Below are 24,457 nucleotides of genomic sequence, written 5' to 3'. Positions count from 1 at the left end.
TTGTTTTAGAGTTTTTTATTGATACCAGCTTGTTTCAAGATGGCATTAGCGGTACTACGCTTATCAACGGTTACAGACAGGGTGAATGGTCGTTGGCGATTAGGGCTTTCCCATATTTCATGACTGCCTTTGCCTTGCCGTATAAGTCTGCAACCGTGTGCGAGCAACAGTCCTTTTATTTGGTCATAGTATCCGCGCCCCATCAAAGCGCCTCGTATAAACGGACTTCCTGTCCTTCCAGGGTCTCTTGAAAGGTTAGGCGGAAGTTGTCATCTACTGTGCCATATCCACACAATTCATACATTTCTGGTGCAACAGCCCATACGCGCTTAATCAATGCTTCGTAGTTTTCTGCTTCGGTAACGATGCCGAGAGGTTCGCAGACAGCGGTCAGTCCACTACTTTCCCTGTCACGAATAATGTCCACAGTAAAAGACTTTGCCGGATTCTCCGGATGCTGGTTTTGTAAAAAATATGTTTTGGTATTCATTGAATAACTCCTAATTTTGTTCCGCGACAGCTTCCATCGGCGTCTTGCGCGAGGCTTTGTTGTCGCGGCGCGCTTCTTCGAGGCGGGCGAGGTAGGCGTCGTCGATGTCGCCAGTGATGTAGCAGCCGTTGAAGACGGAGCAGTCGAAGTCTTGCGGCAGGCTGTATTTGGTGTCCATGCAGGCGTCGATGAGGTCGGGCAGGGTCTGGTAGATGACGCGGTCGGCGCCGATGGCGGCGGCAACTTCGTTTTCTTCGAGTTTGTAGGCGATGAGTTCGCTATGCGTCGGCATGTCGATGCCGTAGACGTTTGGGTAGCGTACCGGCGGTGCGGCGCTGGCGAAGTACACTTTTTTCGCGCCTGCATCGCGCGCCATCTGGATGATTTGTTCGCTGGTGGTGCCGCGCACGATGGAGTCGTCAACGAGGAGGACGTTTTTGTTGCGAAATTCGAGGGTCATCGCGTTCAGTTTTTGCCGCACGGATTTTTTCCGCTGTTTTTGTCCGGGCATGATGAAGGTGCGGCCGATGTAGCGGTTTTTCACAAAGCCTTCGCGGTATTTGACGCCGAGGTGCGCAGCGAGCTGGATGGCCGAGCTGCGGCTGGTGTCGGGGATGGGGATGACGACATCGATGTCGTGTTCCGGCCATTCGCGGCGGATGCGTTCGGCGAGTTTTTCGCCCATACGCAGGCGGGCTTTATAGACGTTGATACCGTCAATGGTGGAATCGGGGCGGGCGAAGTAGACGTATTCAAAGATGCAGGGGACGCGTTTCGGCGCATCCGCACACTGGCGGTGGTGCACGCTGCCGTCGGCGGTGATGATGAGGCATTCGCCCGGTTCGAGGTCGCGCACGATGCTGTAGCCCTGGGATTCGAGGGCGACGGATTCGCTGGCAATCATGTATTCGAGGCCGTCTTCGCCGTCGCGCACGCCGTAGATGAGCGGGCGGATGGCGAACGGGTCGCGGAAGGCGACGAGGCCGTAGCCGCTGATCATGGCGACGACGGCGTAGGCGCCGCGCACACGGCGGTGGGTGGCAGCGACGGCGGTGAAGATGGCGTCCGGGTTCGGGCGCAGTTGCGCCTGGCGTTGCAGTTCGTGGGCGAAGACGTTGAGCAGGGCTTCGGAATCGGAGCGGGTGTTGATGTGGCGCAGGTCGCTGGCGTAGATGTCGCGGATGAGTTCGTCGCTGTTGGTGAGGTTGCCGTTATGGGCGAGGGCGATGCCGTAGGGCGAGTTGACGTAGAGCGGTTGTGCTTCGGCGGCGCTGGAGGTACCGGCGGTGGGGTAGCGCACATGGCCGATGCCGAAGCAGCCGACGAGACGGCGCATTTCCCGCTCGTCGAAGACATCGCGCACGAGGCCGTTGTCTTTGTGCAGGAAAAAGCGCCCGTCTTCGTCGCAGGTGGCGATACCGGCGGCATCCTGCCCTCGGTGTTGCAGGACGGTGAGGGCGTCATAAAGCGCCTGGTTGACGTAGTGTTTGCCGACGATTCCGACGATGCCGCACATGGTGTTCCCCTTGGTTAAGACGGGCGCGGATTATACTGCCGCGCCCGGTATGGTTACTACACGCCCCCGACCGCTGCGCGCTCAGTTAAAGGTGTTGCAGCGGCTGATTTCGCCGTATTGCAGGCCGGTGTTGAGCCATTTCATGCGGTCGGCGGAGCTGCCGTGGGTGAAGTTGGCGGGGTTGACCCGCTGTCCGGCACGCTGCATCAGGGTGTCGTCGCCGACGGCTTCGGCGGCTTTCAGGCCGTTTCTGATGTCTTTTTCGTCGATACGGATCTTGCTGTATTTTTCGAGTTTGTTGCCCCAGATGCCGGCGTAGCAGTCCGCTTGCAGTTCGATGCGCACGGAGATTTGGTTGGCAGTGGCTTTGTTGCTGCGGCGCATTTGTGTGTGCGCCTGGCCGAGGGTGCCGAGCAGGTTTTGCACGTGGTGGCCGACTTCGTGCGCGACGACGTAGGCGAAGGCAAATTCGCCGCTGGCGCCCATTTTTTGCATTTCGCGGTAGAAGGCGGGATCGATGTAGAGTTTTTGGTCGGCGGAGCAGTAGAAGGGGCCGGTGGCGCTGCTGCTGATGCCGCAGGCGGATTGCACCTGTCCCTCAAAGAGGACGAGGGTCGGCTCGCGGTAGGATTTGCCGTACTGGCGGAAGATGGGTTGCCAGACGTCTTCGGTGGAAGCGAGGACAGCGCCGAGGAAGCGTTTGGCTTCGTCGTCTTTGCCGCTACCGGTGCTGCTCTGGCTTTGGCCGATGCCACTGCCTTCGACGAAGCCAAGCATGGTGCCGGGATCGATGCCGAATGCCCAGCCGATGAGGACGATGAGGAGTCCGCCGAGGCCGATGCCGCCGCCGACGAGTGCGCCTCCGCCGCGTCGGTCTTCGACGTTGCTACTGCGACGATTGTTTTGCCATTCCATATTGTTTGCCTCTGTTGTGTGGGTTAGTCGGTATTTTCGGCGGCCAGACGGTCGATCATGCCGCGAAACATAAGGTCGGGCTCAATGCGGTAGTCCGGGCGGTTGCCGAAAAGGATTTGTGCGTCGCCGCCGAAGGCGAAGCGGTGGTAGTAGTGGCCTGTTGCGGTTTCGAGTTCGTCCATGATGCCGTTGATGCCCGCCGGCAGGGCGTGGTGGATGCCCGCGCCGATGCAGGAAGCGGTGTCGTTGCCGAGCGGGTTGGGTGTCCAGCGCATGGGTTTGAGTTTTTGTGTGTGTTGCAGCAGGGCGTTTTCGGCCAGCCGTATGCCGGGCAGGATAAGGCCGCCGAGGTGCTGGCCGTCGCGGTCAACGACATCGAGGGTGATGGCCGTGCCGCAGCCGACGACGCAGAGCGGTTCGTGGGTGAGCCCGCGTGCGCCGAGCATGGCGAGGTAGCGGTCGCTGCCGAGCAGGGTAGCGTCTTCGTAGGCGACGGTGAGGGTGTGGTTGGTTTCTTTTTGCGCGGTGAAGACGTGCACCGGTTTGCGCCACAGGTCGTCGGCGATGGTGGCAACGTCGTCAACGATATCGTCGTTTTTGACGCTGCTCATGGCGATGCGTTTCGGTTCGGGCAGGAGGTGCCAGGCGCGCCACAGTTTGGTGCGCCAGTCTTCGCGGTAGGACGCCGCTTCGACGATGCCCGGCACGCTGCTGCCGTAGAGCCATTTGATGCGGGAATTGCCCGCGTCGATCAGGAGATACACGATTAATCCTCGAAGACAAGTTTGCCGTTCACGATGCGCACGGCGCGGCCTTTCTGGTCGATGTCGCCATCAAGGGCAAACTCACGCCAGCGGTTGATAACGGGCAGGTAGGGACGCAGGTTCCAGTCGGCCAAGCGGGATAACAGCGCGCTTTCCAGCCCGTCCAGATCGGGAACGGTAATCCGCGCCAGCGAACCGTCGCCATGCGGACTGACGTTAACGACGACCTGACCCAGCGGCGCATCGTCGCGGAAAAGCACGCCGTCGCGACGCAGGCGCAAGTCGCCGATTTCCGCCGCGCAGAGCGTTACCGCCTGCAACAACCCCTGGTGCAGCGCGGGGGTACCGTCCAGCGGATAACAGAGGGCAAGCCAGCCACCGCCGCGCGCGCAGGCGGGGGCAGACTGCTGCGCCAGCCAGCGGCTGAGGGCATCAACATCGGGAAAAACGCCGTCGTGGCGGGGCAAGTCGTGCACGGGAAAAACCTGAAATTGCTTAGTAGAATGGCGCGGCATTGTACATAACACAGGAACAAACATCATGCGTCCAGCCCTCATCGCTCCCTCCATCCTCTCCGCCGATTTCGCCCGCCTCGGCGACGACGTGGCCGCCGTTCTCGCTGCCGGCGCGGACGTCATCCACTTCGACGTGATGGATAACCACTTCGTCCCCAACCTCAGCTTCGGCGCGCCCATCTGCAAAGCCCTGCGCGACTACGGCATCACCGCGCCGATCGACGTGCATCTCATGACCAGCCCGGTGGACAGCCTCATCGAACCCTTCGCCAAAGCGGGCGCGGACTACATCAGCTTCCATCCCGAAGCCACCATCCACATCGACCGCAGCCTGCAACAAATCAAGGACCACGGCCTGAAAGCGGGGCTCGTCTTCAACCCCGCCACCCCGCTCACCTGCCTCGAATACGTCATGGACAAACTCGACCTCATCCTCATCATGTCCGTTAACCCCGGCTTTGGCGGGCAGAGCTTCCTGCCGTCCGCCCTGGCCAAACTGCGCGCCGTGCGCCGCCTTATCGACGCAAGCGGCCGCGACATCCGCCTCGAAGTTGATGGCGGCGTCAAAACCGACAACATCGCCGAAATCGCTGCAGCGGGCGCGGACATGTTCGTGGCGGGATCAGCCATCTTCAACGCGGCCGACTACGCCGCCGTCATCAACACCATGCGCCAGGAAATCGCCAAAGGACAAACCGCATGAACTACACCCACCAGCCCGTCGTCCGCACCATCCTCGCCGACCTGCTCACCCCCGTCGCCCTCTATGACCGCCTTGCGGGCGCGCCCTACACCTACCTGCTCGAATCCGTCGAAGGCGGCGAACGCTGGGCGCGTTACAGCATGATCGGCCTGCCCGCGCGCGAAGTCGCCACCATCCGCGACCACCACCTCACCATCCGCCGCGACGGTGCCATCATCGAAGAACGCGAACTTGCCGACCCGCTCGCCTGGCTTGCCGACTACCACGCCACCATCCGCCCCGCGCCGCTGCCCGTTGACCTGCCGTTCAGCGGCGGCCTCGTTGGCTACATGGCCTACGACAGCATCGGCTACATCGAAAAACGCCTCGCCAAGCGCCCGCAGAACGACCCGCTTGGCGTGCCGGACATCCTCTACATGCAAAGCCTCGACGTCGCCGTGCTCGACAACCTGCGCGGCGAAGTCCACCTCATCAGCCACGCCGACCTCGCCAACCCGGACGGCCTCACCGCTGCCGAAGCGCGACTGGATGCCATGGTCGCCGCTATCAACCGCCCCGGCACGGCACAAGTGCGCGCGCTGAACCGCCATGCCCGGCCCCCCGCCATCCAGCACCACTATCCCGAAGCCCAGTTCAAGGCAGACGTCGCCAAAATCCGCGAATACATCAAAGCGGGCGACTGCATGCAAGTCGTGCCCTCACAGCGCATGAGCTGCGCCTACACCCACGCACCGCTCGACTACTACCGCGCCCTACGCCACACCAACCCCTCGCCGTACATGTACCTGCTCGACCTCGACGACTTCCACATCATCGGCTCCTCCCCGGAAATCCTCGCCCGCGTCCAGGGCGATACCGTCACCGTGCGCCCGCTCGCCGGCACACGCAAACGCGGCAAAACCCCGGAAGAAGACAAAGCACTCGAACAAGAACTACTGGCAGATGCCAAGGAAATCGCCGAACACGTCATGCTCATCGACCTTGGCCGCAACGACATTGGCCGCGTCTGCAAAACCGGCAGCGTCAAAATCAGCGAAAAAATGGTGATCGAGCGCTACTCGCACGTCATGCACATCGTCTCCAACGTTGAAGGCACCTTGCGCGACGACGTCGGGCCGATGGACGTCCTGCGCGCCACCTTCCCGGCGGGCACTTTGAGCGGTGCACCGAAAATCCGCGCGATGGAAATCATCGACGAAGTCGAACCCGAACGGCGCGGTGTGTACGGCGGCGCCGTCGGCTACTGGTCATGGGGCGGCAACATGGACATGGCAATCGCCATCCGCACCGCCATCATCAAAAATGGCCGCCTCTACGCACAGGCGGGCGCGGGCATCGTGTACGACTCCAACCCCGACAGCGAATGGCAGGAAACCCTCAACAAAGCCAGCGCCGTCATCGCCGCTGCCAGCCTGCTGGACGAGGGGGAATAAAACCCCCTTCCACCCTCACAGGAAACACCCATGAAAACACCAACCCCGCTACCCGCCGCTAACCTCAGCGATAGCGAAAAAGAAACCCTGCGCGCTGACGCCACCATCGCCTACGAACAGGGAGACTACGCCGCCGCCTGGCACACCAACACCATCCTGGCCGAAGCAGGCGATGCCCTCGGCCAATACAACCTCGGCGTGCTGTACAGCGAAGGACGGGGCGTGCCACAAGACTACGTGCAAGCCCGCGCCTGGTACGAAAAAGCCGCTGTGCAGGGGTATGCCGCTGCGCAATACAACCTCGGCATCATGTGCGCCAACGGCTGGGGAGGGCCGAAAGATAACGGACAGGCCCGCGCATGGTATGAACGGGCGGCCGAACAGGGTGATGCCAAGGCACAAACCAACCTCGGCGTGTTATACGCTGACGGACGGGCCGGAGTGCAGGACTACGCCCTGGCTCGCGTGTGGTGGGAAAAAGCCGCCGCGCAGGGAGATGCCAAGGCACAAATCGCCCTGCAAATGCTGGATGATTTGGGCTGACCTCTTTGATTTAAGAAAGGCGGCCAAGCGGCATAAATACTGGGCTCGCCAAGCGGGATAAACATTGGACTTATGGCAATCCGCAAACCGCAGATACCGTTACACTAGCCGCCCGATCATCCCGAATCCCTCACCATGACCCGCACTAACCGTCTGCTCACCCTCTTGCAGCATCTGCGCGACAGCCGTCGTGCCATCACCGCGCAAACCCTCGCAGAAACCCTGGGCGTCAGCCTGCGCACCCTCTATCGCGATATTGAAACCCTGCGTGCGCAGGGCGCGGACATCCGGGGCGGCGCAGGCACGGGCTATCTCTTGCACCGCACCGACTTTCTTTTGCCGCCGCTCACTTTCGATGCCGCCGAAACCGAGGCGCTGGTCTTCGGTATGCGCAGCGCCGTCGCCCAGGGCGATGATGATTTGGCCGAGGCGGCCTGGCGCGTCATCAACAAAATCCGCGATGTGCTCAGCGAGGAATGGCGCGACCGTCTTGCTGCCCAAGCGGTGTACCCGCTAGTCGCCAAAGTCCCGTATCGTGCCGATGAAGCCCGCATTCTGCCGCGCGTGCGCCATGCCCTGCGCACGGCAAGCCGCCTGCATATCCACTACACCGACGCCAGGGGCGAGAGCACCCGCCGCACTATCTGGCCGCTGGCGTTGGGCTATTTTGAGGATGCGCGCCTGCTCGCGGCCTGGTGCGAATTGCGTGGTGATTTTCGTCATTTCCGCTGCGAGCGCATCACCAGTGCCGATCCCGGCAAACCTTATCCTGTGCCGCACACCGACCTGCTGCGCCGCTGGCAGGCGCAGGAAGAAGTTGACCTTTTCAAACGCTACGGTTTTTGACGCAAAAAACCGCCACGCGGCGAGCCGGGTGGCGGTCGGGGGCAGTTGCTGTATCAGGCGTTGCCCGCTTCTATCTGGGCTAATAATGCTGCGTCCAGCTCCTGCGCACGCAGATGGGCGGGGCGGGTGAAGTGGCGATTCATGTAATCGGTGTACACCGCATCAGCGGGCAGCACCTGCACCTTGTGAATCATCCAGGCGAGCAAGCCGCTGTAATACAGGTCTAGCGCGCTGAAATGGTCGCCGAGGAAAAATTCCCGTCCGGCGAGGTGTTTTTTCAGGGTGCTAACGATGGTGTCAAAATCGCCATAGCCGATGCCGCGCCGCTGTTCGTCGTTATTGCTGACGCCACGCCATTTATCCATCGCCGCGTATTCGAGGTGCAGGGCAAAGCAGAGCCAGCGGTAATACTCGCCGCGCGCGCTGGTGCCGACGGCGGGAATCAGCGCCTTTTCCGGATAGAGGTCGGCGAGATGGGTGATGATGGCGGCGGTTTCGGTGATGACCGCGTCATCCACCTTCAGCGCCGGCACCTTGCCCATTGGGTTGATGGCGAGGTAGTCGGCCTGCTTCATCGTCGTGCCATAGGCAAGGCCGACAGTCTCGTAATGTGCGCCGCATTCTTCCAGCATCCAGCGGACATTGTGGCCGCGCGATTGCGGGTGGGTGTAGAAAGTCAGGTGAGGCATAGTTGCTCCGTGGTTGAAAACGGCGCGCATGGTAACGGTGGATCGTGTCAGTTTTTGGCAGTAGCAGGAGCATCATCCACCCGGCGGCGCTTTTTTCGGATAAGCCTTAAAGTGCGGCGTGGCGGGGTAGCTTTGGCAGACGGCTTTATCGGCATGGCTTTCCACCCTGTCGGCCAGGTTGGGATTGTCCTGTTGTTTGACGCTGCACATGATGGGCGTTTCCGTTTCTTCAGCGACGGAGGTGCTGAGGTCGGGGTGACCGGAGATAATCAGGACGTTTTTCATGGTTTTTCCTTGGGTTGGGTAAATGTTTTGTGAAAAAAGTAGAGGGTGTGGCCGGGCGGACAGTCGGCCAGTTCGCCGAAAAGGGTGTATCCCTTCTTTTCGTAGAAGCCTCGCGCCTGGAAATCTGCAGTATCCAGCCGTACACCAACCAGCTGACGGTCGCTGGCGAAATGTTCGGCAGCAGTAAGCAGCTGCCGGCCAATGCCCCGGTTGCGGTAAGCCGCGTCCACATAAAGCAGGTCCAGGAAATACCAGCCAAAGCGGACAAAGCCCACTGCCCCGCCAATGAGCTGTCTGCCGTCAAAGGCGAGGAAATTCCGTGTTTCCGCCGCAGACGGGTTAGCGCGCAACCAGGCACAGCGTTCACGGTTGGTAGCGCGCAGGCGGTTTTGAATCAAGCGGCTGTATTGCGCATCATTGTCAGGTCGGATGACAAACATCATAAGGTTCTGAATGGAAAAGACGCAGTGCAGTATAGACGGGCGGGATTATGATGATTAGTTGGAAACCGGCAGAAACGCTCTTAGCCCAAATCCCACGATCCCATGGTTCATAGCCGCTACGCCCCATTCAAGCTCTCCCACCTCATCGCCAGCACGCGCAAAAAGTCTGCCGCGTGCAGGTGCTGATTGACTATCTATTGGGGAAGCCGCTATAAACTGCCGTCCATCTTCTCTCACTTTCAGGAGCCCGCATGAAGCCATCCCAACCTTATCCCGCTGCATCTGCCCGCGCCCATTGGCAAAAATTGGCGCAGTCCGTCCCGCTCGTTCATTGTCTGACCAACGATGTCGCGAAAAATTTCACCGCCAATGTGCTGCTGGCGGCGGGGGCGTCGCCGGCAATGATCGAGGCGGAGGAGGAATGCGGCGCGTTCACCGCCGCTGCCGACAGTCTGCTTATCAATATCGGCACCCTGCACAACGGCCGCCTGCCGGGGATGCGTCGTGCCGCGCGCACGGCAGCCAAGAACAGTAAGCCGTGGGTGCTCGATCCGGTCGCAGTTGGCGACCTGCTCACTTTCCGCAGTGATTTTGCCCGCGAATTGCTTGCTTTCCAACCAACGGTCATCCGGGGCAATGCCGCCGAGATTTTATGGCTGAACGGTCAATCGGCGCGCTTGCGCGGTGCCGACAGTCTTTCGACGGCGGAGGAAGCAGCGGGCGCGGCGCTGGAACTGGCGCAGAAGCAGCAATGCGTCGTACTGGTCAGCGGTGCCCGTGATTACATCACCGACGGCGAGGTGCTGTGGTTCACCGACGGCGGCGATGTGCGCCAGACGCGGGTTACCGCTTGCGGTTGTGCGCTTTCTGCGCTGGTAGCGGCGTTTTGTACCGTTGCCCCGCCGCTGGATGCGGCAGCGAGTGCCGCCTGGCTGATGAAGCAGGCGGGGAGTCATGCCGCAAGCGCGGTCGGCATGGGTGCGTTTGCGGTGGCACTGCTGGATGCGCTGAGTTACGACGCCCCATTTGTCCAGGAGGTGCAACCATGAACGCCTGCAATCTGCATCTTTATCTGGTCCTGGATGCTGCTGCCTGCGGCGAGCGGCTGCTTGCCGTCGCTGAAGCCGCATTGCAGGGCGGCGTCAGCGTGTTGCAGTTGCGCGGCCACAAGACCGCCTGGAGCAAGCGGGTCTGGTACGACACTGCGCTTGCCGTCAAGGCGCGTTGCGCCGCGCATCAGGTGCCGTTCATCATCAATGATCAGGTGGATATTGCCCTCGCTGTCGGTGCGGACGGGGTGCATATCGGCCAGAGCGATCTGCCGGCGGCGGTGGTGCGCCGCCTCATCGGCAACGAGCGGATTTTGGGGCTATCCACGCACAGCGTTGCTCAGGTGCAGGCGGTGGATAGCGGCATCGTGGACTATATCGGTATGGGGCCGGTGTTCCCGACCCGCTCGAAGGCAGATGCCGATCCGGCTATCGGTCTGGATGGCCTTGCGGCGATGGTCGCCGCCAAACACCTGCCCGGTGTCGCCATCGGCGGTATCAATACGGACAACGTCGCCGCCGTGCGCGCGGTTAATCCGGACGGCATTGCGGTTATCGGTGCCATCTGCGGTGCGGCCGACGCACTGGCAGCGACGCAGGCGCTGCAATAGGCGGGCAAAATAACCAAAAGTAATATGGCCGCCCAAGATGGCACGGAATCTGCTTTATATGCGGTATTCGCCGTCCCGCTGATGTATGGCGAACGTCCTTTTGTACATCAATTACGAGGCTTTTTATGAAACCGATCCCCGATATGGAAAAACCCGCCGGCACATCCGAAGCGTTTGATCTGACCTATCACGATGGACACAAGCGCCGCGTCTATGTGACCGATGCCCAGTTCTACCTGACCAACACCATGATGATTTTCTCGCGCACCGATACCGCCGGTTTCATCACCGACGTCAACATCCCCTTCATCGAGGCGAGTGGCTGGGAAAAAGAAGAACTGATCGGCCAGCCGCACTACATCCTGCGCCACCCGCATATGCCGGCTTCGGCTTTCGAAGACCTGTGGGCCACCGTACAGGCGGGCAAGCAATGGACGGGCTGCGTGAAAAACCTGCGTAAGGACGGCGGTTATTACTGGGTACGCGCGGTGGTTAGCCCGATTGTTGAAAACGACAAGATCATCGGCTACAACTCGGTGCGCCGTCGCATCGACAACGCGACCATCAAGGAACATGAAGCGTTGTATGCGCAACTGCGCGCCGCCGAGCTGTAAGGCTTTCGCCAAAAAAAACCGCCTCACGGGGCGGTTTTTTTTCGACTGTATCAGGCGATGTGCGCGTGGCGCGGGCGTTTCCATTTGTCGAGCTGGCGCGCGGCTTGTTGCAGGCCTTGTGCGGCGGCGCGTTGCCACCACGCTTCCATGATGGCCGGGTTTTCTTTGACGCCGAGGCCTTCACGGTAGAGGTTGCCAAGCTGGTATTGGGCGCGGGCGTGGCCTTGTTCGGCAGCGAGTTCGTACCAGTAGGCGGCGCGGGCGTAGTCCTGTTCGATGCCCTGGCCGTTTTCGTACATGACGCCGAGGTTGTATTGGGCGTCGCTGTTGCCCTGTCTGGCAGCCTGTTCGAAGCTGTGCGCGGCATGGCGTGCAGCGCGGTTGAAGCTGTCGATGGCGCGGCGGTAGCCGACGTCGCTGTACAGGAGGCCGTTGTTTTCGCGGGTGTTGAGGATGGGGTCGTAGTAGGCGTCGTTGTCGTCTTCGTCGGCAATCGGATCGATCCAGATGGGGCTGCGCTTGTTTTCAGCTTCGACGGCGGCGATGGCTTCGGGGCTGATGTTGTATTCGATGCTTTTCAGGCTTTGCTGGTATTCGTCGAGTTTTTGCCAGCCTTCGCGGTGCAGGACGCCGAGCGGGTAGTAGTCGGTTGCGCCGTCGTAGGTCATGTCGTAGTAGTGTTCGCCGTCGTCGGCAAGCGGTGGGGTGCCCTGGTTGGTGGTCTGGCGGTACCAGTCCACCACGGTGCGCTCCTGGTAGTATTCGAGGCGTGCGATGGCGCTTTCGTTGTCCTGGGCAGCGGCGCTTTCCAGCCAGTAGTAGGCCATGTTGTCGTCCTGCGGCACGCCTTCGCCTTTTTCGTAGAGCAGGGCGAGGCGGTATTGGGCTTTGCTGTCGCCCTGTTCGGCAGCGCATCCATACCATTCGGCGGCGATTTCAAGGTTTTGCGCGACGCCCCGGCCACGTTCGTACATCATGGCCAGGTTGCATTGGGCTTTGGCGTAGCCTTGTTGCGCGGCTTTTTCGTACCAGCGCGCGGCGCGGCGGTCGTCTTGGGTGACGCCTTCGCCCCGGAAGTAGAGGTTGCCGAGGTTGTATTGGGCTTCGACGTCGTCCTGCTGCGCGGCCTGGACGAACCAGAAGGCGGCGCGACGTTCGTCTTTGTCCACGCCGATGCCGGCGATGTAGAGGTTGCCGAGGTTGTATTGGGCTTGTTTGTCGCCCTGGATGGCGGCTTTTTCGTACCAGTAGGCGGCTTGTTCGTCGTTTTTTTCAACGCCCCGGCCTTCACCATACATCCAGCCGAGGTTGCACTGGGCAGCGGCGAAGCCTTGGGCGGCGGATTTTTGGTACCAGTCCAGTGCGCGGCGGTCGTCCTGGGCGACGCCGTGGCCGTTGGCATGCATCCAGCCGATGCGGAATTGGGCGGCGGCATCGCCTTGCTGGGCTTCCTGGTGCCAGGCGGCGTATTGTTCGGCGTCGTGCTGTTCTTCGAGGGTCAGGTTTTTTTTGTTTTTTTTCAGCAGGCTCACGGGTTGCTCCTTGGTTTGTGTGCCGGTGTGTGGCTTTATTGTCGCAGCATTGTTTGCAGGTCGGCAAAGAATTCTTCGTTTTTTTGTTGTTCGACGACGGGGTCGGGCGGGGTGCGTCCGTCGTGCCATTGCACGCCGTCTTCGGGCAGCTCGTCGAGGTAGCGGCTGGGCTCGCTCGTTTGCAGTTCGGCGCCCCGGCGGCGGGTTTTGGCGTAGCTGAGGATGAGGGTTTCTTTGGCACGGGTCATGCCGACGTAGAGCAGGCGGCGTTCTTCGCGGATGCCGTCGTCGTTTTCCAGGCTGTTCCGGTGCGGCAGGAGTTCTTCTTCGCAGCCAGCGATGTACACGATGGGGTATTCGAGGCCTTTGGCGCTGTGCAGGGTCATGAGCTGGATGGCGTCTTGTTCTTGTTCCTGGCGGTCAAGGATGTCGAGCAGGGTGAGGTGCTGCATGAGGGCGTCGAGGCTGTCGCGTTCTTCTTGCAGTTTGCCGATCCAGTCGCGCAGTTGGTTGACGCGTTTTTGCCGGACTTCGATTTTGGCCGGGGTTTTGTGCAGGTCGTAGAGGTAGTCGTCGTATTCGATGTCGTTGATGACGCGGTTCAGGATGTCGAGCGGCAGGGCGCTTTCCGCCTCACGTTGCATTTGCCGCAGCCATTGGTTGTAGGTTTGCAGGTGCTGGTAGGCTTTGTTGCCGATTTCGGAGGCGAAGCCGATTTCGCCGGCGGCGGTACTGAGCGAGACGCGGCGGCGCGCGGCGTATTCGCCAAGTTTTGCGAGCGTGGCCGCGCCGATTTCCCGCTTGGGGGTGTTGACGACGCGCAGGTAGGCGGCATCGTCGTCGGGGTTGTTGATGAGGCGCAGGTAGCCGAGCAGGTCGCGAATTTCGCTGTGCTCGAAGAAGCTGGTGCCACCGCTGATTTTGTAGGGCAGGTTTTGTTCGCGCAGTTGTTGTTCGAATTGGCGCGCCTGGATGTTGCTGCGGTAGAGGATGGCGAAGTCGCTGTTTTTGCGGTTTTCGCGGATTTTGCGCAGGTGGATGTCGCGGATGATTTGTTCGGCTTCGCCTTCGTCGGTGCGTGCAGCGATGACGTGTACGCCTTCGCCCTCGGTCAGGGTGGACCACAGGGCTTTTTCGACGATGTGCGGGTTGTGGGCGATCAGGGCGTTGGCGGCAGCGAGGATTTTCTGGTGGCAGCGGTAGTTTTGTTCGAGTTTGACGGTTTTCAGGGTCGGGTAGTCTTCATGCAGGTGGGCGATGTTTTCCGGCCGCGCGCCGCGCCAGGCGTAGATGGACTGGTCGTCGTCACCGACGGCGGTGAAGGCGGCGGCTGCGCCGACGAGCAGTTGCAGCAGTTGGTACTGGCTGTCGTTGGTATCCTGGTATTCGTCGATGAGCAGGTAGCGGATGCGGTGCTGCCAGCGGGTGCGCACGTCGTCGTGGTTTTTGAAAAGGGCAAGGGGCAGGGTGATAAGGTCGTCGAAATCGACGGCGTTGTAGGCGCGCAGGCGTTCGTTGTAGTGGTGGTAGATGTGCGCGGACAGCACCTGTTCGTCGTTTTGGGCGAGGCTGCGCGCGGTAGCAGGCGCGATGTTGGCGTTTTTGTAGGCCGATATTTGCGCCTGTATCTGCCGGACTTGCGCGTCGTCTTCCTGTTTGCTCAGTTCCTTGATGAGGGTCGCGCCGTCGCGGGCATCGAAGATGGTGAAGTTGCGCCGCAATCCTGCCGCCAGGTGTTCTTTTTGCAGGATGTCGAGGCCCAGGCGGTGAAAGGTTGAGATATGCAGGCCGCGCGCTTCTTTGCCGAGGATGGCACGCACCCGCTCGCCCATTTCCCGTGCGGCTTTGTTGGTGAAGGTGAGGGCATAGATGCTGTTCGCCGGATAACGTGCCTGACGCACCAGCCAGGCGATTTTCTGGGTGATGACACCGGTCTTGCCGCTGCCGGCACCGGCAACGACGAGCAGCGGGCCGCCGAGGTAGGTGACGGCTTCGGTTTGTTGGGGATTCAGGGCAGGAATAGCGGTGGTCATAAGGGGGTGGGATGTGAGCGGGTGCGCATTGTAGCGCAAGGTGCGGAAGCGTTCTGACGCCGTCTGACGCCGTTTTCGCTGATAATGGCGGGCATCGTCCTTTCTTTGAGATTTTTCTATGACCACGCCTTCCCTTCACATTGCCCTGCTTGCCGGTGAGGCCTCCGGTGATCTGCTTGGTGCGCCGCTCTTGCAAACGCTGCGCGAACGTCTGCCCCACGCGCGTTTCAGCGGCGTTGGTGGCGCTGCCATGCAGGCGGCGGGTCTGCATTCGCTTACTGATATGGAGCGCCTGTCGGTGATGGGGCTGGTCGAGGTGTTGCGGCATCTACCCGATATTCTCGCTGCCGAGCGCGCGCTGCTGGCGCATTGGGCGGCTGACCCGCCGGATGTGTTTATCGGCATAGACGCTCCCGATTTCAATCTGCGCATCGCCCGCGCCCTGCACGCGCGCGGGGTGCGCACCGTGCATTACGTCAGCCCGTCGCTGTGGGCGTGGAAAGAAAAGCGCATTCACAAAATCCGCCGCTGCATCGATCTGATGCTGTGCCTGTTTCCTTTTGAAACGGCGGTGTACGACAAGCACGGCGTGGCGGCGGTGTGCGTCGGGCACCCGCTGCGCGACCGCCTGCGCATGGTGCCCGCTGCCGAGGCGCGTGCGGCGCTGGGCTTGCCGCCGCAGGCGCGCATCCTCGGTCTTTTCCCCGGTTCGCGCCGGGGCGAGGTACGCCGTCTGTTACCGGTGTTTTTAGAGACCTGGCAACGTTTGCAGGCGGCCGATCCCACCTTGCAAGCGGTATTGTCGCTGCGGCAACCGCCGGATAAGGCCAGCGCCGCGCTGCTGGCGACGCTGCCCCATGTGCACCGCTTCGATGCGGACAGTGCCACGCTGATGGCAGCCAGCGATGCGCTGCTGCTGGCGAGCGGCACGATTACCCTGGAAGCAGCGCTGCTGAATCGTCCGATGGTAGTCGCCTACCGCGTCCATCCTGTCTCGGCGGCGCTGGCGCGGGCATTGAAACTGCTGAAAATTAACCGCTTCTCCCTGCCTAATCTGCTTGCAGATGCGGACATCGTGCCGGAATGTATGCAGGAAGAATGCAACCCCGCCCGTCTTGCCGCCGAGCTGACGCCACTGCTGGCCGATGGCGAGGCGGCAGCACGGCAACGTGCGGCGCTGGCGGCTGTCGCTGCGCAATTGCCGCCGGAGGTGTCGGCACGTGCGGCGGATGCCATCGTGCACCGCTTCGGCTGGTGATGCGGCACGCTAAATTAGCGGCGCTTCAAACGGTGGCGACGATGAAGCTCGCCATCCGCCCCGCTTGCGCACCGTTGCGGCGGTGCGAGAAAAAGCGCGGGTCGGCATAGGAACACAGGCCGCAATCGGTTATCTGCGCGGTGGGCAGGCCGGCGTCCTGCAATTGCAGGCGGGCAATGGCCGGCAAATCAGCGAGCCAGTGGCCGGGGCGGTTGGCGCGGAAGGCAGCAGCGAAGCGCGCATCCAGCGTGGCAAAGCGCTGGAAAAACGGTTCATCCACTTCATAGTTATCCTGGCGGATGCACGGCCCAATCCAGGCGAACAGCTGCTGGGGTGGCACGTTCATCGCCGCAATCGTCGCCGCGAGAATGCCTTTGTGTAGCCCTGGCCAACCGGCGTGCACCGCTGCCCAGACGGTCGCCGCTTCATCGGCCAGCAACACCGGCAGGCAGTCCGCCGTCATTACCACCGGCATGTCGCGCGTCGTGTGGCTAATCAGTGCGTCACCTTCGCAGCCTGCCTGATAATCCGCTGCCTGCCACACCGTGGCGCTGTGTACCTGGCTCAACCACAAGGGGCGAGCGTCCGGCGGCAGATGCGTGGCAAACAGCGTCCGCGCGGCAGCGACGCGTTCCGGCGTATCGGCAACGTGCCGCGCGAGATTGAAACCTTCGCTGACCAGCGGCGATGCCGTGAGCGTCGTCCCGGCGATGAAGCGGTCGGCCAGCGGCCAATCCGCTGCCAGCCACGGTTTCCCTTCAAGAAAAAGCGCTTGCATAGACCCTCCAAATTCCTATAATGCACGCCTCGCGTCGGAGTGTAGCGCAGCCTGGTAGCGCACTTGCATGGGGTGCAAGGGGTCGCAGGTTCAAATCCTGTCTCTCCGACCATTGAACAACAAACGCCCAACCTTTCCGGTTGGGCGTTTTTTTATGCGCGTTCACTGACTGGACCAGCGCTCTGCCAGCGGACGTGTATCGCTTTCCGCCAGCAGGCAGTACAGGCGGGTATAGACCGCTTCCGGAGTCAGGCGGCCGCCGCCGAGGGCGCCGAGGCGTGCCGCGCCGACCGCGTAGCTGTGTCCCGCCACTTCGCCGCGCAGACATTGGCTGACATTCACCACACACACGCCGCGCGCGATAGCTACCCGCAGAGCTGCGTGCAAATCGTCGCGTTCCGGCAGGTTGCCGACGCCATAGCTGAGTAGCACCAGGCCGCGCAGTTTGTCATCGGCGAGCAGTGGCGCGAAGGCGGATGACGGCATCCCCGGGGTAATCAGTAGCGTCGCCACCGCTGCTTCCTGAAAACCGCGCCACGCGCCGCGCAGGTAGGCGCTTTCTTCGCGTTCTTCAAAGACGGGGGCGCTCAATTGCGCGGTGTTGCCATCGAACACGCCGAGCCAGTCGGCATTCGGACTGTCGAAACCGGCATAGCTTTGCGCGTCCACCTTGCGCGTCGCTTCGCCGCGCAGCAGGCGGTCGTAGAAAAATACTGCCACCTGTTGCAGTTCCGGCAGGGCGGCGAAGGCCAGCGCGCCGCGTATATTGCGCAGTGCATCGCTTTCCGGCATCCCCAGCGGGATTTGCGAGCCGGTGATGACCACCGCCTTGCCCAGGCCGCACAGCATCCCGCTCAGGGCAGCGGCGCTGTATGCCAGCGTGTCCGTGCCATGCAGGACGACAAAGGCGCGGTACTGCTCACGGTGCGCAGCGACGGCATCGGCGAGACGCTGCCAGGCGGCGGGCGTCGCCGAAGAGCTGTCGATCGCCGGTTCGCAGACGAAGACATCGAAATCCGCCTCCGGTAGCGCCGCTTGCAGGCGCGCGACGAAGTTAGGATCGGGAACAAGTCCCGCCGCACTCGGCACCATGCCGATGGTGCCGCCGCTGTGAATAACCAGAATGTCGCTCATGATGCTTTTCCCTTGTGCCAATCCCAAATCCAGGCGATGACCAGCAGGCCGACGCCCGTGCAAATGCCAACATCGGCGACGTTAAAGGTCGGCCAGTAGGCATTACCGATGTGCCAGCGGATGAAATCGACCACATGACCATGCACGATGCGGTCGTACAGATTGCCCAGCGCGCCGCCGAGGATGCCGGCGTAGGCGAAGCGGATCAGCGCCGTGGTGCGCTCGAAGAGGATTGCGTAACACAGCCAGGTGCCGATAGCGACGGCGATCGCCATGAAGAACCAGCGCTGCCAGCCGCCACCGTCGGCAAAGAGGCTGAATGCGGCGCCGCTGTTGAAGGCGAGCTTGAAATTCATCCAGCCGTTGACGGTGATGATATTCCCCGCCGCCAGCGCGTCCTGCGCCCACACTTTGCTGAAATAATCGGCAGCGAGCCACAAGATGGCGCTGATAAAGGCAAATATTTTCTGCATATTTTTAAAGTCTCCAGGAAAAGAAACGCGGCATGGTACAGCCGCTGTTTGATGGAATCTATTGCCGCTACGCGGCAGGGCACGCGCTCCGGCGTGGCAATCAGGATACTTTCACCTTGCCGCTGGCGTACGCCGTCAGCACCACATCCGCTGATTGTCGCGCGAAAATACCGTTCGTCACCACGCCGGGGATGTTGTTGATGATTTCTTCCAGTTTGAACGGTTCGGTGATTTCCAAATGATGCACGTCGAGAATCCAGTTGCCGTTATCCGTGATCACACCCTCGCGCCAGCGCGGTTCGCCGCCGAGTTTGACCAGTTCACGGGCGACGAAACTGCGCGCCATCGGCACCACCTCAACCGGCAGCGGGAAGCGCCCCAGCACCGGCACCTGCTTTGTCTCATCGATAATGCAGACGAATTTCGCCGCACACGCCGCCGTTACCTTTTCCCGCGTCAGCGCCGCGCCGCCGCCCTTGATCATCGCTTTCAGCGGATTGATCTCGTCGCAGCCATCCACATACACATCCAGCCGCCCGACCGCGTTCAAATCGCTGACGCGGTAACCGAGCGCCTGCAAGCGGCGCGTGCTTTCCTCAGACGCCGTGACAATCTCGGCAAATTGCAGCCGTGCCGCACCGAGTGTCTCAATAAAGCAGTTCACCGTCGAGCCGCTGCCGACGCCCAGCGCCATACCGTCTTCTATATAATGCAGCGCCTCTTTGGCGACCAGCGCTTTCATCGCGTTCTGATCCATCGCAAGTACCTCATACGTTAAGGAAAAAACATGCAGCATTATATAGAGAAAATTTTTACCGCACCCGTGTACGACGTGGCGACGAAAACCCCGCTGGAAGCCATGCCGCGCCTCTCCGACCGCCTGGGGCACAACATTCTCTGCAAACGCGAAGACCTGCAACCCGTTTTTTCCTTCAAACTGCGCGGCGCCTATACCAAAATGTACCGCCTGAGTTCGGGCGAACGCGCGCGCGGCGTCATCTGCGCCTCGGCGGGCAACCACGCTCAGGGTGTGGCACTTGCCGCCAACCGCCTCGGCATCCGCGCCGTCATCGTCATGCCCGTCACTACCCCTGCCATCAAAATCGACGCGGTGCGCCGCTTCGGCGGGGCAAACGTGGAAATCGTCCTGCACGGCGACTTCTACGACGCCGCCTCGCAGCATGCCAAAGCCCTGCAAGAGCAGCATGGCTACACCTATATCCATCCCTTCGACGATCCGGACGTAATTGCCGGACAGGGCACCATCGCGCTGGAAATCCTCACCCAGCACCCGCACCACATTGATGCCATCTTCGTGCCCTGCGGCGGCGGCGGCCTGCTCGCTGGCATCGCCGTGCTGGCGAAAAGCCTGCGTCCAGACATCAAAATCATCGGCGTCGAGCCAGAAGACGCTGCCTCCATGACCACCGCCGTGCGCGGCGGCACGCGCCAAACGCTGGATCATGTCGGCATCTTCGCCGACGGCGTCGCGGTGAAAATGCCGGGGGAACTCACCTACGAACTCATCAAGCAGCATGTGGATGACTTCGTCACCGTCAGCACCGATGAAATCTGCGCGGCGATGAAAGACCTCTTTGACGACACCCGCGCCATCGCCGAACCCTCCGGTGCCGTCGCTGCCGCCGGCAGCAAAAAATGGGCGGCCGGACAGCGCGGCAAAAACCTCACCCTCATCAACATCGTCTCCGGTGCCAACATCAACTTCGACCGCCTGCGCTACGTCGCCGAGCGCACCGAAATCGGCGAACAGCGCGAAGGCCTGCTTGCCGTCACCATCCCCGAACGTCCCGGCAGCTTCCTCACCTTCTGCACCCTGCTCGGCGACCAGAACATCACCGAGTTCAACTACCGCTACCAAAACACCGAACGCGCGCAAATCTTCGTCGGCGTACAACTCACCGGTGGCCGTGCCCAGCTTGCCGCCCTTATCGACAAACTGCGTGAAAACGGCTACGACAGCGAGGACTTGAGCGACAACGAACTCGCCAAATCGCACCTGCGCTACATGATCGGCGGCATCAGCCCGGGCGCGACCGGCGAACGCCTCTTCCGCTTCGGTTTCCCGGAACGCCCCGGTGCGCTGCTGCACTTCCTGCACACACTCGGCACGGAAAACAACATCAGCCTTTTCCACTACCGCAACCATGGCAGCGACTATGGCCGCGTGCTGGCGGGCATCCAGAGCGACCACCCGGAAGCGCTGGAAGCGCATCTCGCCGCCATCGGCTACGACTACGCCGAAGAAACCGGCAACAGCGCCTATCACCGCTTCCTGAAAAGTGCCTGATGCCAACCCGGCAATCACGCCGCTTGATGAGCCCAGTATTTACGCCGCTTGGCGACGCAACGGTTCATGCTGCTTGGGCAAGCCGCGAATATTGATTGTGTGCGAAAAGGTAACGCATAAAAAAGCCCCGCTTGCGAGGCTTTTCTGATGAAGCAGTGATATTGGCTACTTATGGGGACGGCGCTATTTATCTAGCCTGCTAGGCTTTTCTTTGCGCTGCTGCTCTTTGCGCTGCTGCCCACCAGCTGCTGACTGGCTCTCCATCTCGCGTTGCGGGGCGGCGCAGGCGGCATCATTTTCCATCATGCAGCTGTTATACAGCGATTGCAGGCGAGCCTGTTTGGCGTTGTCGTCTTCTGCCGGCGTTGTGGCCTTTTCTTCTTTCAATCCGCGCAGATTGGTGCAGGCGTTGGAGTAGCCGCCAGTGCAGGCTTTCTCGTACAGCGCTTTGGCCTGCTTTTGATCCATGCCCAAGCCGCTGTACGGATCGAGGTAGAGATTGCCGAGGACGTTGCAGCCTTTCATGTTGCCACCGTCGCAGGCTTTTTTCAGTGGCTCGTAGGCCGAGGCAGGTGCCTCCATGACATCGCGCAGCCACAAGGCAAGAGTGACGCAGCTATCCAGTTGATCTTTCTGGCATTCTTGCAACAGTTTTTCCGCGCCCTTTTGATCAAGATCCGTGTAGTCACGGGCATGGGCGGGGGCAAGCAGCAAGGCAGCAAGGGTGAGGGCGAGTACATTTTTCATAAGCGGTTTCTGTGGAAGTCATTTCAGACAACGCGCATTATCCTGGCTTGCAATCTCCTTAACCAGCACCAATAATCCCTGCAGACCACAACACAGGAAATCACCATGCCGTTTATCGCCCTGCTGGGCCTTTGGGGGGCCGTTGAGCTTGCCACCCTTATTTTCGCCGTCATAAAAATCGGCTTTTTCCCGACCATCGCCCTGTTGCTGCTGTCCAGCGCGGCGGGTTCTTATCTCTTGCGCAGCCAGCAGCAGGCGGTGCTGCGCATGGGGCAGACGCAAAACCGCGATGTCGCCCGCGAAAGCGTGTACCGCCTGACCGCCGGCGTCCTGCTGCTCGTCCCCGGCTTCATCAGCAGCATCCTTGCCCTCATCTTCCTGATTCCGCCGCTGCGCGCGCTTTTCGCTTCAACCCTGCTGCGCATCGTGCAGCCGCAGGCGGTGTACAGCGCGTTCAGCTGGCAGCAGCAGACCTACCGCGCCGATAATGACGAGGTGGATGCCGAATCGTCCCAAGAAAACATCACCGCCACCCGTGAAGACGGCAGCGTCATCCACGGCGAACTCATTGACAAACGAGGAAATCCCCATGATTAATCACCGCGCCCTCTTGACCGACCTCTACGAATTGACCATGGCGCAAAGCCATTTCAACGAAGGCCGTCAGGATGAAATCGCCTACTTTGACTACTACTTCCGCCGCGTGCCGGATGGCGGTGGTTACGCCGTCTTCGCCGGACTCAGCCAGGTGCTGGATTACCTGCAATACCTGCGTTTCGACAAAGAAGACATCGCCTTCCTGCGCAGCAAGGGCATGTTCAGCGACGCCTTCCTCGACTACCTCGCCGATTTCCACTTCCGGGGCGACATCTGGGCGGTGCCGGAAGGCAGCGTCGTCTTCCCCAACGCGCCGCTCCTCAGCGTGCGCGCACCGCTGATTGACTGCCACATCATCGAAACCTACCTCCTCCTCTCCCTGAACCACCAGTCGCTCATCGCGACCAAAGCAACGCGTGTCGTCCATGCCGCTGCCGGTCGCCCCGTGCTGGAATTTGGCGCCCGCCGTGCCCACGGCGGAGATGCTGCCAACTACGGCGCCCGTGCGGCTTACATCGGTGGGGTCGCGGCCACCTCGAACGTCTATAGCGAATTTGCGAGCGGCATTCCTACTGCCGGCACCATGGCGCACGCCTTCGTGCAAAGCCACGACAGCGAATACGACGCCTTCCTGCAATACGCCAAAACCTGGCCGGACAACACCGTGCTGCTCGTTGACACCTACGACACCCTGCGCCAGGGCATCCCGAACGCCATCCGCGTCCACCAGGAATACCTCGCGCCGAACGGCTACAAACTGCGCGGCATCCGCATCGACAGCGGCGACCTTGCCTACCTCAGCAACCGCGCGCGGGAAATGCTTGACGCCGCCGGGATGCACGACACCATCATCAGCGTCTCAAACGCGCTGGACGAATACCTCATCAAAGACCTAGTGCAACAGCGGGCGGCGATAGACGCCTTCGGCGTCGGCGAGCGACTCATCACCGCGAAAAGCGAGCCTGTCTTCGGCGGCGTGTACAAAATCGTCGCCCTCGAAAAAGCGGGCAGCGTCATCCCGAAAATCAAAATCAGCGAAACCCTCAGCAAGACCACCACGCCCGGCTTCAAACAACTGTGGCGCCTCTATGACAACGCGAGCGGCAAAGCCATCGCCGACCTCATCACCCTGCATGATGAAATCATAGACGACAGCCAGCCCTACGAACTCTTCGATCCCGAATACCCGTGGAAAAGGAAAACCGTCACCAACTACCGCGCCGAAAAACTCATGCGGCAATGGATGGAACACGGCGCGCGCAGCGCCCACAACCCCTCGCTGGACGAAATCCGCGCCCACTGCGCCGCCGAACAGCAGACGCTGTGGGATGAAATCCGCCGCCTGGAAAACCCGCATGGCTACTACGTTGACCTCTCGGTAGCCCTGTGGCAGCTCAAACAGGATCTCATCCGCGAACACGCCGGGAAACCCCAATGAACCTCACCGCCTACACCGACTACCTCATCCACTGGCTGGAAAACAAGCGGCAAGAACTCTACCAAATGGACGCCTACACCCTCGGCGTCAGCGGCGGGGTGGACAGCGCCGTCTGCGCCCATCTGCTCGCGCGCACCGGTGCACCCGTACACGCGCTGATGCTGCCTGCCGCCGTCAGCAGCGAGACAGACCAGAGCGACGCCGAAGCCGTCCTCGCCAGTGCGGGGCTTGGTGGTGCAATTATCAGCATCGCGCCGCTTTACGATCTCGCCATGCAACAACTCGCACCCGTGCTCAACCCCGACCCCGAACGCGTCAACGTCCTGCGCGGCAACCTCATGGCGCGCCTGCGCATGATCCTGCTCTACACCACCGCGCAGAGCCACCGCGCCATCGTCGTCGGCACCGACAACGCCGCCGAAATCTACACCGGCTACTACACCAAATACGGCGACGGCGGCGCAGACGTCCTGCCGCTCGCCGCCCTGCGCAAAGAACAAGTTTACGAACTTGCGCGCCACCTCGGCGTGCCGGAGCGCGTCGTCAACAAAGCACCCAGCGCGGGACTCTGGGCAGGACAAACCGACGAAGACGAAATGGGCGTGAGCTATCGCGAGCTGGACGCCTTCCTGCGCGGCGAAGCGGTGAGTGCCGAGGCAGAAAAAACCATCGCCTGGTGGCACGAACGCTCACGCCACAAACGGATGCTGCCGCCCGTGCCCCCGGCACCGGACGCACTTTGA

At 61.3% G+C, this 24,457-nt stretch carries 28 protein-coding genes and 1 tRNA gene; 13 read left to right on the top strand and 16 right to left on the bottom strand.

Going from position 1 to position 24,457, the window contains the following annotated elements:
- Nucleotides 1-5 precede the first annotated feature (5 nt).
- The 6 genes from LG374_RS12470 to LG374_RS00535 form a co-directional block, all read right to left on the bottom strand.
- Nucleotides 6-203, bottom strand: coding sequence for a type II toxin-antitoxin system HicA family toxin (locus LG374_RS12470; protein WP_225755874.1), 198 nt, complete (start codon nt 201-203; stop codon nt 6-8).
- Complete coding sequence (locus LG374_RS00555) at nt 203-490, bottom strand: DUF1902 domain-containing protein (RefSeq protein WP_225755873.1); 288 nt, start codon at nt 488-490, stop codon at nt 203-205. Before LG374_RS00555 ends, LG374_RS12470 begins: the two co-directional genes overlap by 1 nt.
- A gap of 10 nt (nt 491-500) precedes the next feature.
- Nucleotides 501-2,006, bottom strand: a complete 1,506-nt coding sequence (purF, locus tag LG374_RS00550; RefSeq protein WP_225755872.1) for an amidophosphoribosyltransferase — start codon at nt 2,004-2,006, stop codon at nt 501-503.
- An 81-nt stretch (nt 2,007-2,087) separates the two neighbouring features.
- Nucleotides 2,088-2,921, bottom strand: a complete 834-nt coding sequence (locus tag LG374_RS00545) for a neutral zinc metallopeptidase (RefSeq protein WP_225755871.1) — start codon at nt 2,919-2,921, stop codon at nt 2,088-2,090.
- Between the two features lie 23 nt (nt 2,922-2,944).
- The gene (locus tag LG374_RS00540; RefSeq protein WP_225755870.1) at nt 2,945-3,685 is read right to left on the bottom strand and encodes a type III pantothenate kinase; all 741 of its coding nucleotides are present in this window, start codon (nt 3,683-3,685) and stop codon (nt 2,945-2,947) included.
- A 2-nt stretch (nt 3,686-3,687) separates the two neighbouring features.
- Complete coding sequence (locus LG374_RS00535; protein WP_225755869.1) at nt 3,688-4,161, bottom strand: hypothetical protein; 474 nt, start codon at nt 4,159-4,161, stop codon at nt 3,688-3,690.
- Nucleotides 4,162-4,225: 64 nt separating this feature from the next.
- On the opposite strand from LG374_RS00535, the gene rpe reads away from it, so the two are divergent.
- The 4 genes from rpe (at nt 4,226) to LG374_RS00515 (ending at nt 7,725) form a co-directional block, all read left to right on the top strand.
- Nucleotides 4,226-4,903 carry a ribulose-phosphate 3-epimerase gene (gene rpe / locus LG374_RS00530; protein WP_225755868.1) on the top strand — a complete coding sequence of 226 codons (678 nt, stop codon included), beginning with the start codon at nt 4,226-4,228 and terminating at the stop codon, nt 4,901-4,903.
- The gene (trpE, locus tag LG374_RS00525; protein WP_225755867.1) at nt 4,900-6,336 is read left to right on the top strand and encodes an anthranilate synthase component I; all 1,437 of its coding nucleotides are present in this window, start codon (nt 4,900-4,902) and stop codon (nt 6,334-6,336) included. The genes rpe and trpE overlap by 4 nt, the downstream gene beginning before the upstream one ends.
- A 30-nt stretch (nt 6,337-6,366) precedes the next feature.
- Nucleotides 6,367-6,879 carry a tetratricopeptide repeat protein gene (locus LG374_RS00520; protein WP_225755866.1) on the top strand — a complete coding sequence of 171 codons (513 nt, stop codon included), beginning with the start codon at nt 6,367-6,369 and terminating at the stop codon, nt 6,877-6,879.
- 135 nt (nt 6,880-7,014) lie between these two features.
- Nucleotides 7,015-7,725, top strand: coding sequence for a YafY family protein (locus tag LG374_RS00515; protein ID WP_225755865.1), 711 nt, complete (start codon nt 7,015-7,017; stop codon nt 7,723-7,725).
- Between the two features lie 53 nt (nt 7,726-7,778).
- Here LG374_RS00515 and LG374_RS00510 read toward each other — a convergent pair whose 3' ends face one another.
- The 3 genes from LG374_RS00510 to LG374_RS00500 all read right to left on the bottom strand — a co-directional run bounded on the left by LG374_RS00510 (nt 7,779) and on the right by LG374_RS00500 (nt 9,139).
- Nucleotides 7,779-8,414 (bottom strand): glutathione S-transferase family protein, encoded by a 636-nt coding sequence (locus LG374_RS00510; protein ID WP_225755864.1) that lies wholly within the window; start codon nt 8,412-8,414, stop codon nt 7,779-7,781.
- Nucleotides 8,415-8,486: 72 nt separating this feature from the next.
- Nucleotides 8,487-8,699 carry a hypothetical protein gene (locus LG374_RS00505; protein ID WP_225755863.1) on the bottom strand — a complete coding sequence of 71 codons (213 nt, stop codon included), beginning with the start codon at nt 8,697-8,699 and terminating at the stop codon, nt 8,487-8,489.
- Nucleotides 8,696-9,139 (bottom strand): GNAT family N-acetyltransferase, encoded by a 444-nt coding sequence (locus LG374_RS00500; RefSeq protein WP_225755862.1) that lies wholly within the window; start codon nt 9,137-9,139, stop codon nt 8,696-8,698. The genes LG374_RS00505 and LG374_RS00500 overlap by 4 nt, the downstream gene beginning before the upstream one ends.
- A gap of 254 nt (nt 9,140-9,393) precedes the next feature.
- Here LG374_RS00500 and thiM point away from each other — a divergent pair, with 254 nt between their 5' ends.
- The 3 genes from thiM (at nt 9,394) to LG374_RS00485 (ending at nt 11,416) form a co-directional block, all read left to right on the top strand.
- A complete protein-coding gene (gene thiM / locus LG374_RS00495; protein WP_225755861.1) occupies nt 9,394-10,191 on the top strand; it encodes a hydroxyethylthiazole kinase in 798 nt (265 codons plus the stop codon).
- A complete protein-coding gene (gene thiE, locus LG374_RS00490) occupies nt 10,188-10,802 on the top strand; it encodes a thiamine phosphate synthase (RefSeq protein ID WP_225755860.1) in 615 nt (204 codons plus the stop codon). Before thiM ends, thiE begins: the two co-directional genes overlap by 4 nt.
- A gap of 125 nt (nt 10,803-10,927) precedes the next feature.
- A complete protein-coding gene (locus tag LG374_RS00485; RefSeq protein ID WP_225755859.1) occupies nt 10,928-11,416 on the top strand; it encodes a PAS domain-containing protein in 489 nt (162 codons plus the stop codon).
- 50 nt (nt 11,417-11,466) lie between these two features.
- On the opposite strand, the gene LG374_RS00480 is transcribed toward LG374_RS00485, so the two are convergent.
- Entirely contained in the window at nt 11,467-12,948 is a 1,482-nt protein-coding gene (locus LG374_RS00480) for an SEL1-like repeat protein (protein WP_225755858.1), read from the bottom strand.
- Between the two features lie 35 nt (nt 12,949-12,983).
- The gene (locus tag LG374_RS00475) at nt 12,984-14,981 is read right to left on the bottom strand and encodes a UvrD-helicase domain-containing protein (RefSeq protein ID WP_225755857.1); all 1,998 of its coding nucleotides are present in this window, start codon (nt 14,979-14,981) and stop codon (nt 12,984-12,986) included.
- 118 nt (nt 14,982-15,099) lie between these two features.
- Here LG374_RS00475 and lpxB point away from each other — a divergent pair, with 118 nt between their 5' ends.
- Nucleotides 15,100-16,239 carry a lipid-A-disaccharide synthase gene (gene lpxB, locus LG374_RS00470; RefSeq protein WP_225755856.1) on the top strand — a complete coding sequence of 380 codons (1,140 nt, stop codon included), beginning with the start codon at nt 15,100-15,102 and terminating at the stop codon, nt 16,237-16,239.
- A gap of 25 nt (nt 16,240-16,264) precedes the next feature.
- Here lpxB and pgeF read toward each other — a convergent pair whose 3' ends face one another.
- Complete coding sequence (pgeF, locus tag LG374_RS00465; protein WP_225755855.1) at nt 16,265-17,017, bottom strand: peptidoglycan editing factor PgeF; 753 nt, start codon at nt 17,015-17,017, stop codon at nt 16,265-16,267.
- Nucleotides 17,018-17,052: 35 nt separating this feature from the next.
- Between pgeF and LG374_RS00460 the strand changes: the two genes are divergently transcribed.
- Nucleotides 17,053-17,129 (top strand) — tRNA-Pro (locus tag LG374_RS00460).
- 50 nt (nt 17,130-17,179) lie between these two features.
- Here the strand turns inward: LG374_RS00460 and LG374_RS00455 are convergent.
- The 3 genes from LG374_RS00455 to rpiA form a co-directional block, all read right to left on the bottom strand.
- Entirely contained in the window at nt 17,180-18,151 is a 972-nt protein-coding gene (locus tag LG374_RS00455) for an asparaginase (protein WP_225755854.1), read from the bottom strand.
- The gene (gene lspA, locus LG374_RS00450) at nt 18,148-18,624 is read right to left on the bottom strand and encodes a signal peptidase II (RefSeq protein WP_225755853.1); all 477 of its coding nucleotides are present in this window, start codon (nt 18,622-18,624) and stop codon (nt 18,148-18,150) included. Before lspA ends, LG374_RS00455 begins: the two co-directional genes overlap by 4 nt.
- 100 nt (nt 18,625-18,724) lie before the next feature.
- Complete coding sequence (gene rpiA, locus LG374_RS00445) at nt 18,725-19,381, bottom strand: ribose-5-phosphate isomerase RpiA (RefSeq protein ID WP_225755852.1); 657 nt, start codon at nt 19,379-19,381, stop codon at nt 18,725-18,727.
- A 30-nt stretch (nt 19,382-19,411) separates the two neighbouring features.
- Between rpiA and ilvA the strand changes: the two genes are divergently transcribed.
- The gene (gene ilvA / locus LG374_RS00440; protein ID WP_225755851.1) at nt 19,412-20,932 is read left to right on the top strand and encodes a threonine ammonia-lyase, biosynthetic; all 1,521 of its coding nucleotides are present in this window, start codon (nt 19,412-19,414) and stop codon (nt 20,930-20,932) included.
- Nucleotides 20,933-21,115: 183 nt separating this feature from the next.
- Here the strand turns inward: ilvA and LG374_RS00435 are convergent, their stop codons facing one another.
- On the bottom strand, nt 21,116-21,679 hold the full coding sequence (locus LG374_RS00435) for a hypothetical protein (protein WP_225755850.1): 564 nt from the start codon (nt 21,677-21,679) through the stop codon (nt 21,116-21,118).
- Between the two features lie 105 nt (nt 21,680-21,784).
- Between LG374_RS00435 and LG374_RS00430 the strand changes: the two genes are divergently transcribed.
- The 3 genes from LG374_RS00430 to nadE are packed head-to-tail and all read left to right on the top strand — an operon-like array spanning nt 21,785 to nt 24,457.
- Nucleotides 21,785-22,276: an FxsA family protein gene (locus LG374_RS00430; protein WP_225755849.1), complete on the top strand. Its 492-nt coding sequence runs from the start codon at nt 21,785-21,787 to the stop codon at nt 22,274-22,276.
- Nucleotides 22,269-23,714 carry a nicotinate phosphoribosyltransferase gene (locus LG374_RS00425; protein ID WP_225755848.1) on the top strand — a complete coding sequence of 482 codons (1,446 nt, stop codon included), beginning with the start codon at nt 22,269-22,271 and terminating at the stop codon, nt 23,712-23,714. Before LG374_RS00430 ends, LG374_RS00425 begins: the two co-directional genes overlap by 8 nt.
- On the top strand, nt 23,711-24,457 hold the full coding sequence (nadE, locus tag LG374_RS00420) for an NAD(+) synthase (RefSeq protein ID WP_225755847.1): 747 nt from the start codon (nt 23,711-23,713) through the stop codon (nt 24,455-24,457). The genes LG374_RS00425 and nadE overlap by 4 nt, the downstream gene beginning before the upstream one ends.

The sequence above is a fragment of the Cardiobacterium sp. Marseille-Q4385 genome (genome assembly GCF_916618745.1).
In the GTDB taxonomy this organism is placed as follows: Bacteria; Pseudomonadota; Gammaproteobacteria; order Cardiobacteriales; family Cardiobacteriaceae; genus Cardiobacterium.
The sequence above is the reverse complement of the archived record's forward strand: the minus strand, read 5'-3'. Positions and strand labels throughout refer to the sequence as shown.